This is a genomic window from Halomonas sp. AOP43-D1-4 (genome assembly GCF_052446175.1).
Lineage (GTDB): Bacteria > Pseudomonadota > Gammaproteobacteria > Pseudomonadales > Halomonadaceae > Vreelandella > Vreelandella citrativorans.
Genome location: NZ_JBQSVY010000002.1, coordinates 139,172 through 155,666, shown reverse-complemented (window position 1 = coordinate 155,666; position 16,495 = coordinate 139,172). Strand labels below are relative to the sequence as shown.

At 57.2% G+C, this 16,495-nt stretch carries 15 protein-coding genes; 6 read left to right on the top strand and 9 right to left on the bottom strand.

The genetic code is table 11. The features are described 5' to 3' along the window. Positions 1-25: 25 nt before the first annotated feature. Genes ACT3RQ_RS02605 through ACT3RQ_RS02585 form a run of 5 tightly spaced genes read right to left on the bottom strand, consistent with a single transcriptional unit; the run spans position 26 to position 5,286 of the window. The gene (locus tag ACT3RQ_RS02605; protein ID WP_193054245.1) at positions 26-475 is read right to left on the bottom strand and encodes a phosphatase domain-containing protein; all 450 of its coding nucleotides are present in this window, start codon (positions 473-475) and stop codon (positions 26-28) included. Continuing rightward, positions 472-1,560 (bottom strand): MBL fold metallo-hydrolase, encoded by a 1,089-nt coding sequence (locus tag ACT3RQ_RS02600; protein ID WP_444679954.1) that lies wholly within the window; start codon positions 1,558-1,560, stop codon positions 472-474. The genes ACT3RQ_RS02605 and ACT3RQ_RS02600 overlap by 4 nt, the downstream gene beginning before the upstream one ends. Beyond that, positions 1,557-2,603, bottom strand: coding sequence for an ABC transporter ATP-binding protein (locus ACT3RQ_RS02595; protein WP_444679953.1), 1,047 nt, complete (start codon positions 2,601-2,603; stop codon positions 1,557-1,559). Before ACT3RQ_RS02595 ends, ACT3RQ_RS02600 begins: the two co-directional genes overlap by 4 nt. Continuing rightward, on the bottom strand, positions 2,591-4,291 hold the full coding sequence (locus ACT3RQ_RS02590; RefSeq protein ID WP_444679952.1) for an ABC transporter permease: 1,701 nt from the start codon (positions 4,289-4,291) through the stop codon (positions 2,591-2,593). The genes ACT3RQ_RS02595 and ACT3RQ_RS02590 overlap by 13 nt, the downstream gene beginning before the upstream one ends. 2 nt (positions 4,292-4,293) lie before the next feature. Further along, positions 4,294-5,286, bottom strand: coding sequence for an ABC transporter substrate-binding protein (locus ACT3RQ_RS02585; RefSeq protein ID WP_193054249.1), 993 nt, complete (start codon positions 5,284-5,286; stop codon positions 4,294-4,296). A gap of 146 nt (positions 5,287-5,432) precedes the next feature. Between ACT3RQ_RS02585 and ACT3RQ_RS02580 the strand changes: the two genes are divergently transcribed. The 5 genes from ACT3RQ_RS02580 to ACT3RQ_RS02560 all read left to right on the top strand — a co-directional run bounded on the left by ACT3RQ_RS02580 (position 5,433) and on the right by ACT3RQ_RS02560 (position 10,217). Then, positions 5,433-6,188: a DeoR/GlpR family DNA-binding transcription regulator gene (locus ACT3RQ_RS02580; RefSeq protein WP_444622613.1), complete on the top strand. Its 756-nt coding sequence runs from the start codon at positions 5,433-5,435 to the stop codon at positions 6,186-6,188. 153 nt (positions 6,189-6,341) lie between these two features. Continuing rightward, positions 6,342-7,619 (top strand): S-methyl-5-thioribose kinase, encoded by a 1,278-nt coding sequence (mtnK, locus tag ACT3RQ_RS02575; RefSeq protein ID WP_444679951.1) that lies wholly within the window; start codon positions 6,342-6,344, stop codon positions 7,617-7,619. Positions 7,620-7,964: 345 nt separating this feature from the next. Beyond that, complete coding sequence (locus ACT3RQ_RS02570) at positions 7,965-8,414, top strand: carbonate dehydratase (RefSeq protein WP_444679950.1); 450 nt, start codon at positions 7,965-7,967, stop codon at positions 8,412-8,414. A 246-nt stretch (positions 8,415-8,660) separates the two neighbouring features. Next, complete coding sequence (dksA, locus tag ACT3RQ_RS02565; protein WP_444679949.1) at positions 8,661-9,125, top strand: RNA polymerase-binding protein DksA; 465 nt, start codon at positions 8,661-8,663, stop codon at positions 9,123-9,125. Between the two features lie 6 nt (positions 9,126-9,131). Further along, the gene (locus tag ACT3RQ_RS02560) at positions 9,132-10,217 is read left to right on the top strand and encodes a CobW family GTP-binding protein (protein ID WP_444679948.1); all 1,086 of its coding nucleotides are present in this window, start codon (positions 9,132-9,134) and stop codon (positions 10,215-10,217) included. 102 nt (positions 10,218-10,319) lie between these two features. On the opposite strand, the gene ACT3RQ_RS02555 is transcribed toward ACT3RQ_RS02560, so the two are convergent. Further along, the gene (locus tag ACT3RQ_RS02555; protein WP_193054255.1) at positions 10,320-11,360 is read right to left on the bottom strand and encodes a GlxA family transcriptional regulator; all 1,041 of its coding nucleotides are present in this window, start codon (positions 11,358-11,360) and stop codon (positions 10,320-10,322) included. Between the two features lie 122 nt (positions 11,361-11,482). Here ACT3RQ_RS02555 and ACT3RQ_RS02550 point away from each other — a divergent pair, with 122 nt between their 5' ends. Next, a complete protein-coding gene (locus tag ACT3RQ_RS02550) occupies positions 11,483-12,646 on the top strand; it encodes an S-(hydroxymethyl)glutathione dehydrogenase/class III alcohol dehydrogenase (RefSeq protein ID WP_193054256.1) in 1,164 nt (387 codons plus the stop codon). 122 nt (positions 12,647-12,768) lie between these two features. Here the strand turns inward: ACT3RQ_RS02550 and ACT3RQ_RS02545 are convergent, their stop codons facing one another. From ACT3RQ_RS02545 to ACT3RQ_RS02535, 3 genes are read right to left on the bottom strand one after another with little or no spacing between them, the layout of a single operon-like run. After that, positions 12,769-13,836, bottom strand: a complete 1,068-nt coding sequence (locus ACT3RQ_RS02545) for a substrate-binding domain-containing protein (protein ID WP_444639173.1) — start codon at positions 13,834-13,836, stop codon at positions 12,769-12,771. A 47-nt stretch (positions 13,837-13,883) separates the two neighbouring features. After that, positions 13,884-14,972 (bottom strand): ABC transporter permease, encoded by a 1,089-nt coding sequence (locus tag ACT3RQ_RS02540; RefSeq protein ID WP_444639172.1) that lies wholly within the window; start codon positions 14,970-14,972, stop codon positions 13,884-13,886. Continuing rightward, positions 14,908-16,401, bottom strand: coding sequence for a sugar ABC transporter ATP-binding protein (locus ACT3RQ_RS02535; RefSeq protein ID WP_444639171.1), 1,494 nt, complete (start codon positions 16,399-16,401; stop codon positions 14,908-14,910). Before ACT3RQ_RS02535 ends, ACT3RQ_RS02540 begins: the two co-directional genes overlap by 65 nt. Between the last annotated feature and the right edge of the window lie 94 nt (positions 16,402-16,495).

The following is a 16,495-nucleotide window of genomic DNA, read 5'->3' as shown; positions in this document are numbered from 1 at the left end:
AAAATATCGTTCGGGCGGCGTTTGGTTAAAAATCACCCGGGGCGCATTGCAGGCAGGTAAGGCCCAGGGCGCGCCACTGGGCGACGACTGCATCGCGGTCGTCCAGCACCAGCCAGGGCTCGAAACCGTCTTCACGCATGGTGCTGAGCAGGGCTTCCTTGACCGCTTCGTCATCCACGTGGTCATGGCCATCCGGGCGCAGATACATGGCGTCAAACGGTATGGCGTTGCGGGTCAGCCATTCGTGGGTATGCTCTCGGTGAGTGTCCGGGCGGCCGCTGCAAATGATGATCTGCTGGCCTTGGGCTTTTAATAATTTCACCAGCCGGGCGACCGGTTCGATCACTGGCGCTTCGGCCATAAATGCAAAGAAGGGGTCCCACTGCTTGGCGGGGCCTAACACCCATTCGTGTACTTTCGTGGGGTGAAATTCAGCTAACGTACCGTCAACATCGACAATCACTGCTTGGGTCATGCAAGGCTCCGGTTATTTAAGATGTGAGTATTCAAGGCGTAAGTATTCAAGAACAGGGTCTTTTGTGTGGTGAGGCGCGCACCGAGTAACGTGCGCCAAGCGCTAAGAGCCGGTTCGGATAAAGGAGTAAACAGTGGCACCACACGTTCGGCGTTTACCTGATCGGCAAGCGCAACCAGGTGTGAGGCGCGCAGATGCACATTCCAGCGCTGCCAGAGGATGTCGCCAGCGGCCAGCTCAGCGCAGCGCGAAGGCGTCAGGTAACCGGTGTGCATCAGTTGAAAGCCTGGCCACATGGCCGCCGTATCATCGCGGTCACTGATCAGCTTGAGGCTTGGCTGGGAGGCGTCGGGGCGCGCCAGAAGCGCTTCTATTCTTTTATCCGCATGGGAGCGGCGAAGCGTTGCGGGGAGCGCCAGCAGGGTTTGCAGATTGGCGCGAATAATCGGATCAATAGCAAGCGAAAGCCCGCGAGCATCCGCCTCTTCGGCTAGCCAGAGTGCCATCTCAAGCGCTCGGCCTGATTCAGGCACCGGGAAAACCAGCGGGCGGCACAAGTGTTCGCTGATGGCGTCCACACATGCCTGCTGGGGTTGATCGTAGGTGCCATAAGAAGCGTCCAGTAGCGCAATACGCGCCGGGGGCGGCGTATCAAACGGAAACAGCCGGGATTCAAAGCAGGCGTCGCCGCTGTAGAAAATGCCGCCCTCGACATCTAGGTGAATCCAAACCCCGCCCAATGAATGGCCCGCCTGCCCGGTGGTCACCGTAATACCGGCAATTTGGCAGGTGCCCCGCTCGGGCAGTGACTGCCAGGCGCGCCCATCGGGAAGCGCCTGAGCCACCAGCGGCGTGCAGTAAAGCGGTAGCGTAGCGGGTAGCTCGCTGACGCCGCCAATATGATCGATATGGTCGTGACTGATAATCACCGCATCGACATCAAGCCCGCGCGCCCAGGTAATTGGCTCGCCTGGGTGCAGCGCGCCGCCGGCATCCAACAGAAGCCGCTTGCCGTTGGCTTCCACCACAATAGCTGCGGGGCCTTTATCGCCCAGGCCGCTTAATATGTTGATGCTGGCGTTCATTGGTCGGGCTCCAGACACCAGCCTTCCAGGAGCGTTAGCGCCACCTGCTGGCCCTCTTTCAGCGCGTGAGGATGATAGGCGAGCAGCGTTGCGCCATCCCTCATGCGCAGGTGAATCTCATAGCGTTCGCCACGAAAGGTCTGGCGCTCAACGCGGGCGGTTAAATCCTGCTGGCTGGGCGCCTCGGGGTGCACCTGAATATGTTCCGGGCGCACCAGCACTGCCTGATGACGCTGAGATGCGGGAGACGCCAGCCCCTGCATCAGATCATGGCCGCCAAGGCTCCTGCCTGGTGCGCCGGTGCTTATCATCAACTGGCTGCCCTGGCCGATAAAGCTTGCCACCCAGGACGTGCGCGGCTCGCGGTAGAGCGTTTCGGGCGTGGCCCACTGCACCAGCTTGCCCGCCTGCATCACCGCGATACGGTCAGCAAGCGCCATGGCTTCGCTTTGGTCATGGGTGACATAGACCATAGTGGCCTCGGTGCGGCGGTGAAAATCTGCAAAGCTGTGTTCCATAGAAGCACGCAGGTGGCGGTCCAGGTTCGCTAAGGGCTCATCCAGAAGCACTACTGACGGGTTAGTGACCAGGCAGCGGGCGAGTGCCACGCGTTGGCGCTGGCCGCCGCTTAAGTCCTGAGGCGTGCGCTGGGCGTAAGGCTCAAGTGCCACAAGGGCAAGCGCCTGCTCAACGCGGCGCTGATAATCCGCCCCGCGCACGCCGCGTAGCTTGAGCGGGTAGCCGACGTTATCGGCGACGCTCATATGCGGCCACAGCGCGTAGGATTGAAACACCATGGCCATGTTGCGCTGCTCGGGGAGCACGTGGTGCTGCTCGCTTGCCAGAAGCGTATCGCCCAGATGGATTTCACCGCCGCTTACCTGCTCGAAACCGGCCAGCATACGCAGCATGGTGGTTTTGCCGCAGCCGCTGGGGCCGAGCAGGGCGACAAACTCACCCGGTTCAACCGTTAATGAAAGCCCATCCACGGCCTTGTGTTCGCCAAACTGTTTGGTGACTTGCTTGAGGGTTAGCCCTGCCATGGCACGACTCCTTTGGGTAAACGCGGGGCCAGAAGGCTAAGCGAGAGCATGAGTGAGGCGACCATCAGCACGACCAGCACGGACACCGCTGAGGCCAGAACGCTTTCGCCACCTTCATCAAGGTTGAAAATCAGCACGCCCAGGGTTTCGTTGCCCGCACTCCATAAAAGCGCCGAGACGGTCAGCTCGTTGACGGCCAGCAGAAATACCAGCAAGCCCCCGGCAAACAGCGCGGGCGCAATCAGCGGCATCACGATAGTGGCAAGGCGGCGCCAAGGGCCGGCACCGGCAAGCTGGGCGGCTTCTTCAAGCGAAGGATCTAACTGGGCGAGGCTCGCACTGACCGGCTTGAGGCACACCACCAGAAAACGCGCCAGATAAGCCACGAAGATCAGCCCCAGCGTGCCGTACAGTGCGACGTTGATAATGGGCAGTGGGCGCACGAACAGCAGAATGCAGGCAATTGCGAGTACCACGCCGGGCAAGGCATAAGGCAGTTCGATAATACTCAGCGTCAGGTTTTGCAGGCGCGCTGGAAGCCGCTGGAGGCGGTATGCCAGCGGCAGGCTGCACAGCATGAGCATCACGGCTGCGCCACCGGCAAGCCAAAAGCTATTGCGCATGGCGCGCCACGTAGCGCCCTGGCGGCCAATCACTTCATGGTAGGCATTCAAAGTGGCGGTATCGGCGTTGAGCGGTACGCCCATGGCCGGCACCAGCGAGCTGACTACCAGCGCCACCAGCGGCGCGACAAGAATGACCAGCAACACACTGACCAGCAGCACCGTGACCAGCGCGCGAAAGCGGCCGAGTGAGAAATCATGGGCGCGCCCGCTATGCCCCACCAGCCCAAAACGGCTGCGGCCCATCCAGTGTTGCTGAAGCGCCACGCCCGCCAGCGCCAGCACGCCGATCAGTAGCGAAAGGGCGGCCATCTCAGCCAGTACGCCAGTGCCAAAACTGGCCATGCGCTGATAGATCAGCGTAGGCAGTACGTAGTAGCTTGCTGGAATGCCCAGCATGGCCGGGATGCCAAAGTTACCCAGGCTTGAGATAAACGCCATGGCGGCACCGGCCACCAGGCCGCTTCTCGTCACGGGCAGAACAATATGCCGCCATACCTGATTCTGCCGGGCGCCGCTAATGCGGGCCGCTTCGACCAGTTCGCGGGGTAGAGAAAGTAGCGAGGTGCGCAGCGCCAGAAACACCAGCGGGGCGCTTTGAATACCTAACAGCAGGGCGATGCCTTCCGCCGAGTAGAGCGGCTGCGGGCTGCCCAACGGCGGCGCCATGCCGATGCTTTTTAATAGCGGGCTTGCCGGGCCAAATAGCTGTAACCAGCTAAGTGCCGTGACCTGGGGCGGAATCATCATCGGCAACATAAAACAGAACACCAGCCACGCCTTGCCGCGAATGTCGGTGAGGGTAATCACAAACGCAAACAGGCTGCCCAACGCAAGGGCAATCAGCATGCCCAGCCCCGAGGTATACAGGCTGCGCCACAGCGCTCGCCAGGTACTCGCAGACTGGAGCACATGCCATAGCGGCGCGTTGCCCCCTTGGGTCAGGTCGCTTAACGCTTCTACTAAAAGACGCAGGCTAGGCGCCAGACTCAGCAGGACGACGGTAAGCGTCAAAAGGGTAAGCAGCCAGCGGTGCTGGCTGCCTTGGGTAAGGCTCGGTGACATGATCAGCCGCCGAACAGGTCGCTAAAACGCTGCTTCAGGGCTTCTTCCTGCTCAAGCGCTTGGGCGATATCAACAGGCATCAGCTCGATGGTATCGCGGGCGGGGAAGCCTTCCGGCGGCGTAACACCCGGGTGGGCAGGCAGATACCCCTGCTCGCTGACCAACTGCTGACCCTCTTCCGAGAGCACGAAATCGACAAACTTCTGAGCCGCGTCGACGTTCTTGGCACCGGCCATAATGGCGACGGGCTCAGTGACCGCGCTCACACCCTCTTCAGGGAAGACAAACTCGACCGGCGAGCCTTTGGCCGCTTCGCGGATGGGCAGGAAATCCACCACGATGCCGTAAGGCTTGGTGCCCGCTGCCACTGCGTTGAATACCCCGCCGTTACCGCCTTGGGCCTCGGTGCGGTTGTCATGCAAGGCATCGTAATAGCTTTCACCCAGGTCAGGATTTTCACTAATCGCCGCCATGTGAATCAGGGCAGCCCCCGAATAAAGCGGGCTTGGCATGGTCACTAAGCCTTCATATTCAGGCTTGAGCAGGTCCTGCCAGCTTTGCGGCTGCTCGTCAGCGCCGGTGTTATACACGATTCCGGTGGTGATCAGCTTGGTGCCGTAGTAGAAGCCTTCAGGGTCAAAAAGCTCGGCATCAAAGGCTTCACGATTAGGGCTCAAATAAGCCTGAAGCTGGTCTTCCTGCTTTAACGACTCCATGGTCATGCTGTCGGCGATCAGCAGCACATCCGGGTTACTGACCCCGGCGGAAAGCTCAGAGCGCAGGCGGGTCATCAACCGCGTGGTACCGTCGCGTACCCACTCCACCTCAATATCCGGATAGGCTGCCTGGAAGGCATCGACTGTTTGCTGGGCATCGCTGTTGGGCTGGCTGGTGTAGAGCACGAGCTTGTCGTCGGCAACGGCGTTTGCCGAAAGAGCCAAACTTGCCATCGTGGTGGTAAGAGCAATGGCGGTGCAGAGTGAGCGCTTAAGCATCAGAAAGTCTCCAGTGAGTTGACTCTGCTCACACTACTGTCATCACCTTACAACATCGTGACACTACCCTTTCGTTTGAAGGAGGAGAGCTTTCGTAAGCATCGGAAAGTCTTTCGTTAATAAAAAAGAGGGGAGATGAGAGCAGAATGAAAGGCTTAAACGAGCGTCGCCGGGCGTTGCTTGAGCGGGTGCGCCAGGAGGGGCGCCATTCGCTAGAGGCGCTGGCTGATCAGTTTGGGGTATCCGTACAAACGCTGCGCGGCGATATTCGCTTTCTTGCTGAAAAGGGCATGGTGCTGCGGCGCCACGGCGAGGTACTGCCGTTTCCCGACCGCGAAAATATCGGTTACGACCAGCGCCAGATCGTCAACGAAGCTGGAAAACGCCTTATTGCCCGCCAGGCCGCTTCATTGATTCAGCCTCATCAGTCGCTGTTTCTAGGCACCGGCACCACCGTTGAACAGCTGGCCGACGCGCTGCACGACAAACAGGGCCTGCATATCATGACCAATAATCTTCACGCGCTTATCAGGCTATCCGCGCTGGAGTGTGAGCTAGTGGTGGCGGGCGGCCGGGTGCGCCGCCGAGACCAGGACGTGATTGGCGGCGACGCGTGGCGCTTTTTTCAACGCTACCGAGCGGATGTAGGCATTGTCTCGGTAGGCGGCATGGATGCCCACGGCAACCTTTTCGACTACAACGACGATGAGGTCATGGCGCGTGAAGCGCTGTTGGCCAATGCGGCTTTGCGCGTTCTGGTGTTGGATAGCACCAAGTTTGATTTACCGCTGCGCTGTGCGGCGGGACAACTAGCCGATTATGACGCGGTGATTACTGACGTGGCGCTCCCTGACCGATTACGCAGCCCTCTTGCTGCGCAGGGCGTTAGGTTTTTGATATGAGCAGTTTGATATGAACAGTTTGATATGAACAGTTTGATATGAGCAGGTATAAGTGGTCGGCGAGATAGCCGCAGCCGACAGGCGCGGGTATCTATTTGACATTGGCTCTCAGGTAATGACAAATACCCCAAAAATTGGCTTGAGGAGCACGCTGTGGAAAACGGTCAATCAGAAGCGACCTTGCGTTATGAAGCGCTATCCGTCGATACGCTGGCAACGCGGCTGGGTGATGTACACGAAGTCGCCAGCCGTGTTGGTGGCGACCCCGCGAGCTGGGAAATTCGTGAGGTGGGCGATGGCAACCTGAACCTGGTGTTTATCGTGACGGGTACCATGGGCAGTGTGGTGGTTAAGCAGGCGCTGCCCTATGTTCGTATGGTGGGCGAAAGCTGGCCGCTGCCGCTTTACCGCGCCCATTTTGAGTATTACGCCCTGGTGCGCCAGGCTAAGCGTGCCCCCAACATTGCGCCTGAGGTGTTTTATTTCGATAAGCCCCAGGCCCTGTTTGTGATGGAGTATCTTTACCCGCACACGATTTTGCGTCGCAAGCTGATTAAGGGTGAGCGTGTGGCTCGCTTGGGGGAAATCATCGGCCAGTTCTGCGCGCGCACGGCGTTTCGCGGCTCGGAGCTTTCCCTGCCAAGCCCTGAGAAGAAACAGGATGTGGGGCTTTTCTCCGGCAACGTGGCCATTCCCGCGATTACGGAATCGCTGGTGTTCACCGACCCCTATTACGGCGCCGAGATGAACCACCACACGCCGGAACTTTCGCCAGTGGTGGACGAGCTGCGCCGCAATGTGCGCTTAAAAGCCAGGGTTCAGCGGCTATTGATGAAGTTCACCGCTAACACCGAAACCATGCTCCACGGTGATTTGCACTCGGGCTCGATCATGGCGACCGACACCGATGTGCGCGTGATCGACCCTGAGTTTTCCCAGTACGGGCCGATGGCGTTTGATTTGGGAATGGCCGTAGCCAACTTCCTGATGGCGTACTTTAGTCAGCCTGCCCATCGCCAGGGCGGCGAACTGGAGGCATACCAGACGTGGATTCTCGACGTCATCGAGGCGTGCTTCACAAGCTTTGATGCCGAGTTCCGCCACTTATGGCAAACCGAGCGCACCGGCATTCTGTTCCCGAGGGCGCTGTTTGAAGACCAAGGCAACAGCGCGGACGACGCCTGCGATGCGCTATTGGAGGAGATTCGCCTGGATGCGCTGGCCTACTGCGGTATCGAGATGCATCGCCGGGTGCTGTCACTGGCCCATAATGCGGATTTCGAAGAGATCGAAGACACTGCCCTGCGCGCCCGGCTTGAAGCCCGCAATGTGTTGATGGGCCAGGCGCTTATTATGAATCCTGAGGCGGTTTGTGAAATACCTGCGCTTATTGAACTGGCCCAAGCGTATAACCGTCAGGATGTTCTATAAACAGCATTCTATAAAAGACGTGCTATAAAAAAGCCGCAATCGCCCGATGAGCTGCCCCCTGGCGTTGGACAGCCCTCTAACGCTAGGGGGTGTTTTTATAAGGAAGGCGTACGACGAGACGTTCAAATTGCTGATTGTGCAGCCTGCCCAGTAAATATCCCTGCCCCGGTAACGTTACGATTGAGAGCATTCGTTATATTCATTTGGTATGTTATACTATAGCAATAAAGCGTTTTGGCTGAGATTGGTTTCAGCATATTTGAGTCCCCTTGCTGTAATCCGTAAGCCCCATCTGGTCTGCCTCAACATTTCCCCTGCTTTATGATAAATAAGGATAAGCGACCAATGATTAGGAAAAATCCACGTGGTGACCTGCCAACGATTCATCCCAGTGCTTTTATTGATCCCACGGCTATCATTTGTGGATTGGTCATCGTGGAAGAGAATGTATTCATTGGGCCCTACGCCGTGATCAGAGCCGATGAAATGGATGAGCATGGAAATATTGATCCGATGGTGATCGGTGCGCACTCCAATATTCAAGATGGCGTTGTGATCCACTCCAAATCGGGGGCCAGCGTAACGATAGGTAAGCGTACCTCGATTGCCCATCGCGCTATTGTGCATGGGCCTTGTACGGTGGGTAGTGGCGTGTTCATCGGCTTTAACAGCGTACTTTTCAATTGCCAGATTGGTGATGGCTGCGTAGTGCGCTACAACGCGGTGGTCGATGGTTGCCAACTGCCCGCGATTATGTTCCTTCTACTGAGCGAATTGGCCCCGATACCAATTTGACGCGTTTAAGCCAAGTGCCCAGCGAAGCGAGTGCGTTTTCCGAGGATGTCGCTCGCACCAACAATGATTTGGTGCAGGGTTATAAGGCTATCCATAATGAGTTTTAGGCAGTAGCGATTTTCCGCTCGTATAAAACGATTAAGGGCACGCTGTTACGCTTAGCTAGTGAGTCAGGTCGCTATTAACGTTAAATTTTCCGCCTTTGTTTGGTATGTTATAACGTAATTTATAGCGCAAGATATATGTATGAATAAGCCAATTACCATGGCATTAACACAGCGTGAGTCGCCGGATAAAGCGCAGAAGGCCAAGATATTGGCCATGCCTGCCTGCGACTATATGAACGACGAGCAGCTGGCTTTTTTTCGCCAGCGGTTGCTGGATGAGCGCTATGAAATTCAAGCGCATTTAAAGGAAATGAAAGAGGCAATTGCTTCTCACGAACGTGACAGCGATGAAGCTGATCAGGCCTCGTTTGAAGAGGAGCTGCGCCTGTCACTACGCCAGGCCGACCGGGAAAGCCGCCTGGTGAATAATATCGATGCGGCTTTGAGACGGATCGATAACGGCGACTATGGCTATTGTGACGAGACTGGCGAGCCTATTGGTATTGCCCGCTTGCTGTTCCGACCCACCGCGCGGCTATGTATTGAGGCCAAAGAGCGTCAGGAAAGTCAGGAAAATCATTACCGCAAAGCAAGGTGGGAGTAACCCGTTATGACGACACCCTCGCTCATTCCCATTAACGTGCTGACCGGTTTTTTGGGAAGCGGCAAAACCACGCTGCTCAATCGTTGGGTACACCAATCGTCAATGCGTAATACATTGGTGGTTATCAATGAGTTTGGTGATATTGGGCTGGACCACCTGCTCATCACCCATAGCGATGAGCAAGCCGTTATCGAAATGAGCAGCGGCTGCCTATGCTGTACGCTGCGCGGCGATCTTAGTCGTACGCTACAGCAAGCGTTGGAAGATATTCAGGCACAAGATAAGCCTTTGCCCTCACGCGTGGTGATCGAAACCACGGGCCTGGCAGTGCCCACTTCCATACTGCAACTGCTGATGACCGACCACTGGCTAGCGCATCGTTTTAAGCTTGATAGCGTGGTGTGCTGCGTTGATGCAATCAATGGCGCCGCAACGCTTACCGCCCATAGCGAGTCGCAGCAGCAAGTAGCCATCGCCGATAAACTGTTACTAACCAAGACCGACTTGGCCGAGCAAAACGTGGTATCTACCCTGGCCAACCAGCTCGCGAGAATTAACCCCACGGCCGAGCAGTGGCAGGTAATTAACGGCGAGCTTTCCGCCAGCCTCCTGGTCGGCGCAGGGCTTTATCGCAGTGAACAGGCGGGCTACCAGGTTGACCAGTGGCTAAAGGCGGGCAGTTATACAATCCAGCCCGCCGATCAGCACGCCGGTGCTGCTTTTTCGCTGAGTGAGCATTCATTGTTGAACGCGGCCCAGCCCGACAGCACATCGCACGGCGACAGTATCAATGCCTTTTGCTTTAGCGTTGAGGAGCCAATCCACCCCGACACGTTAGAGAGCTGGCTGGATATCTTGATGTCGCTGATGGGCGATAAAATGTTGCGTATCAAAGCGGTAGTGCATCTTACCGACAGGGAGTCACCGCTGGCGTTACACGGCGTACAACATATCTTTCACCCGCCTGCAGAGCTGCCCATAGGCAGCGTGAGTGATCGAGTTTCCCGATTTGTTTTCATCACGCAGAACGTGTCGCCGGAGAGCGTGGCTGAGATGTACCGCTTTTTTCAAACCTCTAAAGAGAGTGCCTAATGACCGCTGTGACGTTACCCGATATTGCACGCCAAAGGCCGACGCTATCAGGCGCTTTATCATGGGTAGGGATGGAGGGCAGTGGTGATGTGATGATCGTAATCAATGAAGCGATAGGGGCGTGCGGGCGGTTTGAAAGCGTGCCCGATAGGCGGTAGGCGTCAGTGCGTAACGACGAGAAAACACCTTGCGCATCTGTTCGTCGGAGCTAAATCCCGCGCGCCAGGCAATGCTTTTCATGGGCAGCGCTGTGTCGAGCAGCAGCGACTTGGCGCGTTCACAACGGGCGTTTTCAAGCCAGGCCGATGGCGTCATTCCAAACTCGTCAAGAAACGTGCGGCTGAAATGGCGGGGGCTCATACCCGCCTTGGCGGCCATATCTGCAAGCTTTAAAGGTTTATCAAGATGAGTGATCAGCCAACTCTGTAACTCGCGCATACTGGGCGAACCCGTCATTTGGCTGGTGAGGGCGGCGCTAAATTGCGACTGGCCACCCGGGCGTTTGAGATAAACCACCAGATCGCGCGCTACGCCCAGCGCCAGATCGCGTCCAAAATCCTGCTCGACAAATGCCAGTGTCAGATCAATCGCGGCCGTCACCCCGGCGGAAGTCCAGAAACGACCGTCCTGCACAAAAATCGCATCGGCATCTACCTGCAACGCGGGAAAACGCTGCTGTAGCAGGGCCGCGTAGTGCCAGTGCGTTGCCGCACGACGGCGGTTAAGAAGCCCCGCTTCAGCGAGAAAAAATGACCCGGTACATAGCGCGGCGAAGCGCTGAACATCATCTGCCCGACGGCGACACCAATCGATAAGTGCGGGTTGGCTGGTGAGTGCTTTTTCGATATCGGCAGCGCCTGCCACCATTACGGTTGAAAGCGGGCCATTTTCAGGCAGCCCGCTCTGTGCTTGAAGTGGCACCATCGTCTCCGACGCAATCACTCCGGGCTGTGGGGCGGCCAGCGTCACCTTGTAACGTCGCGGATCGCCTCGCTCGGCCAAGCGTTTGTTGGCGTAGGTGAATACGCTGAGCGGTCCGATGGCCTCCATGATTTTAAACCCCGGATAAATGATGAGATGTACACGGTCGCTGTTTTCGGCTGCTGTGATCCCTGGGATGTTATTGGCTTCGTCATTTTTCATAGATATTACTCTTTCGAGGCCTGATTGCCGTGAACTCTGTCTTGATTTGACCGGAGTACTCGCTGGGGTAATTTAACAAAACGTTATAACGTATCATTTTAGCTCAAGTAAAAGGAGAGAAAATGAAAACGCGCGCCGCGATTGCATGGGAGCCGAACCGCCCACTGGAAATTGAAGAAATCGACCTGGAAGGTCCCAAAGACGGTGAAGTGCTGGTCCGCATTGTTACCACCAGCCTCTGCCATACGGATATGTTCACGCTTTCAGGGCGCGACCCCGAAGGGCTATTCCCCGCCGTGCTCGGTCACGAAGGCGTAGGGGTCGTCGAGGAAGTGGGCCGTGGTGTTACATCGGTTAAGCCCGGGGATCATGTGATTCCTCTCTACACGCCCGAAGACCCCAACTGCCCCTATATCAAGTCGGGTAAAACCAATCTTTGCCAGACGATTCGCGAGACACAAGGGCGCGGCGTGATGCCCGACGGCACCTCGCGGTTCTCTTACAAAGGGAAGATGATCCATCACTATATGGGGACCAGCACTTTCAGCGAATACACGGTACTGCCTGAAATTGCGGTCGCAAAAATTGCTAAAGAGGCGCCCCTTGCCAAGGCAAGTGTTATGGGCTGCGCGGTGCCGACCGGGATGGGGGCGGTGCGTAATACTGCCAAGGTTACACCTGGCGCGACCGTCGTGGTTTTTGGCTTAGGCGCGGTGGGCATGGCGGTAATTCAAGGCGCCAAAATGGTCGGCGCTGGGCGTATTATCGGTATCGATACCAATCCCAACAAGTTCCCGCTGGCACGGGACATGGGTGTCACGGAGTGCGTTAATCCCGCCGACTTCAGGCAGCCCATCCAGGAAGTCATCGTCGAAATGACCAATGGCGGCGCAGATTACTCCTTTGAATGCATTGGCAATGTCAACGTGATGCGCGCAGCCTTGGAGTGCTGCCACAAAGGATGGGGCGAGTGTACGGTGATCGGAGTGGCGGGTGCGGGCGAAGAAATTTCTACGCGGCCCTTTCAACTGGTGACCGGGCGTGTATGGCGAGGTTCGGCCTTTGGCGGTGTGCTAGGGCGCAGCCAGCTGCCGGGGATGGTCGATGAATGGTTACGCGGCGACTTCGATGTCGACCCCTACATTACCCACAATATGGCGCACGATCAGATCAACACCGCCTTCGACTTGTTGCACGCAGGGAAATCGATCCGTTCGGTCATCCATTTCCAGCCCAAGGAGACGATGCAGCTGGAAGGATTGGCTGGCAAGATTGTTTCAAGCTGAACATATACGCTTGGAAGGTAGGCGGGTTCTGATTGAACCCGCCTCCGTGTAACCATAAAAAAGCCCGCTATCAGTTCCAGCGTTGCACAGCTTTTGAATGGCTGGTTTAGCACTGGGTAGGATTAACGCTCGGGCAGGGGCAGCCAGTCGGCAAGCGCTACTTCGGCATGGGAGAACTGCGGCATATTCTCGCCCAGCGTTTCCATGTTGGTGATAGCGTTATCGTTCAGGAAGTCCTGGGTGATCAGTGTGGGCGGCACGATAACCTGCTGGCCGGGCGCTTCACCGGCCATCAAAAGTGCCAGCGTACGTACCGAGACTTCACCCACCACGGTTGGGTTGGTGGCAACCGTTGCGGCCCAGGGCGAGCCGGGTTCACGCATGGCGGCAATGTCGGAGGTGGAGATATCGGCTGAATAAATAGCGATATCCTCACCCAGACCCATTTCATCCACGGCTATTTTCACGCCCGCTGCAAACTCATTATAGGGCGCGAAGAACACATCAATCATCGGATTGGCCTGAATCACCGCGCGGGCCTGATTGGCAACCGAGTTGGCGATCGGGTTATCCAGGGTGCCGAATACGGCGGCTTCGGTCACACCTGGGTGAGCTTCTTTAAAATCTTCCCAAGCGGCGTTGCGGCGATCAAGCGGCGCGATACCTGGCACGTAAACATAGCCTGCGGTAAAGCGGTCACCGTTATCCTGTAGCGCCTGGTTAAGCACCAACTCGCCCAGCAGATAATCGGACTGCTCGACTTGCGGGATGGCGGGGTTGTCCACTTCCACATCGAATGCCACAACATCAATACCCGCCTCTACAGCGCGCTGGGCAGCGTCTTTCATGGACTCCGGCAGCCCGTGTTGAATGATGATGCCGTCGACGCCGAGCGCGATGGCCTGGTCCACCATATCTGCCTGCAGGGCCGCATCCTGGCGGCTATCCAGCACGCGCAGGTCCACGCCCAGCGCAGCGGCTTGCGCCTCTACACCCGACAGATAGGCCTGGAAAAAATCGCCCGTGGAGATATAGCGGATAAGCGCGATGGTGACATCTTCCGGCGCATCAAAGGGTGCCGGGCGCTCCTCAGCTGTTGCCAGGCTCGTTCCCAGTAGCGCCATGGCGGCGGTAACACTGACCGCAAAACGTTTGAGTATACGGTGTTTAAGTGCAAGGTGTTTAAGCATAGCGGTGTCCCGATTGTTAACGTTTTTAGCGTTGATGCATTTATTAATTAATGACGGCCTGATTGGGCACGCCGTGAGGAGAGGTAAAAGGTGAACATGAGCGCCACCACCAGTACCGCGCCTTTAACAAAATCCTGGGTGTAGTAGGGTGCATTCATCATCGTCATGCCTTGAAGCAGTATCCCCACAAAAAGTGCGCCCATGGCAGTGCCAAATGCGTTGGGGCGTGTAGCACCTAGTACGGCAAAGCCAATTAGCGCCGCGGCCACGCTATCCAGCAACAGGTTATTGCCGCTGGCAATATCGCCCCGACCTAAACGGGCGGCCAGCAAAATACCGCCAATCGAGGCAGTAACACCAGAAATCATATACGCCGCGATCTTGTAGCGCTCTACCGGCGCCCCCACCAAGGCGGTCGCACGCTCGTTGGAGCCAATGGCATACATCAGCCTGCCGTGACGGGTGAAGCCTAAAAACAGCCAGATAGCGACCGCGATCAATACGAACACCACTACCGGCACCGGAATCAAACGCTCCAGAATCAGGTCAAAGCGGTGCCTGCCCAGCCACAGAAACGCCGCCGAGAACGTGCCTTCCGCAGTGGAGCCATCGGCCAGCGACATACCGGTGGCGATAGAGTTGCCCTGGGTAGGAATGCGCTGAAGGCCAATCAGCAAAAACATCATGCCCAGGGTGGCCAACAGGTCAGGAATGCGGAACTTGACGATCAGCAGGCCGTTAATAAGCCCGATGAACGCACCCATCAACAGGCAGACTGCCACGGCCACATAGGCGGGCTGTTCAAGCACCACCATGCAGTATGCCGCCAGCATCAACGAGGTGGTGGCCACGGCACCAATGGATAGGTCAAACCCGCCTACCACCAGCGTAGTGGTCACGCCCAACGCCAGAATGCCGGTAATTGCCACAGACTGAAGCACAAATACCGCCGAGCGCGGGTTCGCAAAGCCAGAGGCTGCCAAGCTGAAGTAAACCACCAGCGCCACCAGCAACAGCAAGAAACCGTAGCGAATGGCTAGTTCCAGGCAGCGAGCTTTCGTGGCGCTGGCGTTAGGCTTTTCCGGAGGCCTGGGCGACGAGGACGTTGAGGTCGATATCTCGGTTGGATTGCTCACCAGCAATGGCTCCTTCATGTAACACAATAATTCGGTCAGCGATTTCAATCGCCTCGTCTAGTTCAGAGACAAACACCAGGGTGGCGCGCCCTTTGGCGGTTGCCCGGATATGGCGGCCTATATCCTGCCGTGCCCCGATATCCACGCCTTGAAAGGGCTCATCCAGCAGTAACACGCGACTGGGCGATTGAAGCCAGCGCCCGATCATGACCTTTTGCTGGTTGCCTCCGGAAAGCGTGCCAATCGAATCCGCGTGGGATTGGCAGACAATCCCCAACTGGGCAATCATCTGCTCGGTACTGGCACGCTGCTGACGGGCGCTCAGAAACGCCCCACGGGTAAAGGCTTTTAAAAACGGCAGCGTCATATTGTCGGCGATATTAAAATCCCCAATCACGCCGTTGGTCGCTCTGTCTTTTACCGACATGAACACACCCCGGGCAAGCGCTTCACGTACATTGGCGGGCGCATAGGGTTGCCCATCGACCTGCATGGTGCCGCTCGTTAAAGGACGCAGCCCAAACAGGGTTTCGACAAGCGCCGACATTCCACTGCCCAGCAGGCCGGTAAACGCGACGACTTCGCCATCACCCACGCTCAAACTGACCGGCGCTGCGCCTTGAGTCAGTTCGACATTTTGCAGCGTCAGGATAGGCGCGCCCGGTGTGGCCGGTTCGATATCAGCATTATTGATCGCCTGGCCCAACATGGCATGCACGGCGGCGGTGAGATCCAGCGGCGCTTGATCAAATACGCCGGAGATCTGGCCATCGCGCAAGCAGATGATGCGATTTGCCAAGCGCCTGATATCCGACATGCGGTGCGAAATATATACAATCGCCACGCCCTGGGCGCGCAAACGGTCGATCACCGTAAACAAGCGCTCGGCCTCAGAGGCAGAGAGCGATGAGGTCGGTTCATCCAGAATCAAAAGCCTGGGGGCGTGGGCCATGGCCCTGGCAATGCTGATCATCTGCCGGTCGGCCACCGAAAGATCGGCAACGCGGGCGTTCAGATCGATATCCAGCCCCATGGCATCGGCAACTTCGCTTGCCTGCTGACGAAGCTTCTTGGCGCTGATCCATAAGCCGTGCGCGCCGGAGGCTAATCTATCCAGCATCAGGTTGTTGGCGACGTCCAGGTCGGGGATAACGCCGTCATCGATGGATTGATGTACGGTCACCACGCCGTGGTGGATCGCCTCACGCGCATCGCGCGGGCAGTAGGGCATACCGGCAAGCTGCATCTGGCCGTGGTCGGCCGCGTGGTAGCCGCTAAGCACCTTGACCAGAGTTGACTTGCCCGCCCCATTGGCGCCCATCAATACGACGACTTCGCCAGCATTGATACGCATATCAATGCCACGCAAGACCTGATTGTTCCCAAAGGATTTATGAATCCCCTGGATATCAAGCACGCTCGCTTGCAAGACGTTTCTCCTTGGTAGGCATACGCTGTGAAGGGCGCAAGATCATCGGTAACGGAGGTTGGAAAGTCAATCGCTGAGGCAGGGTATATGGCAA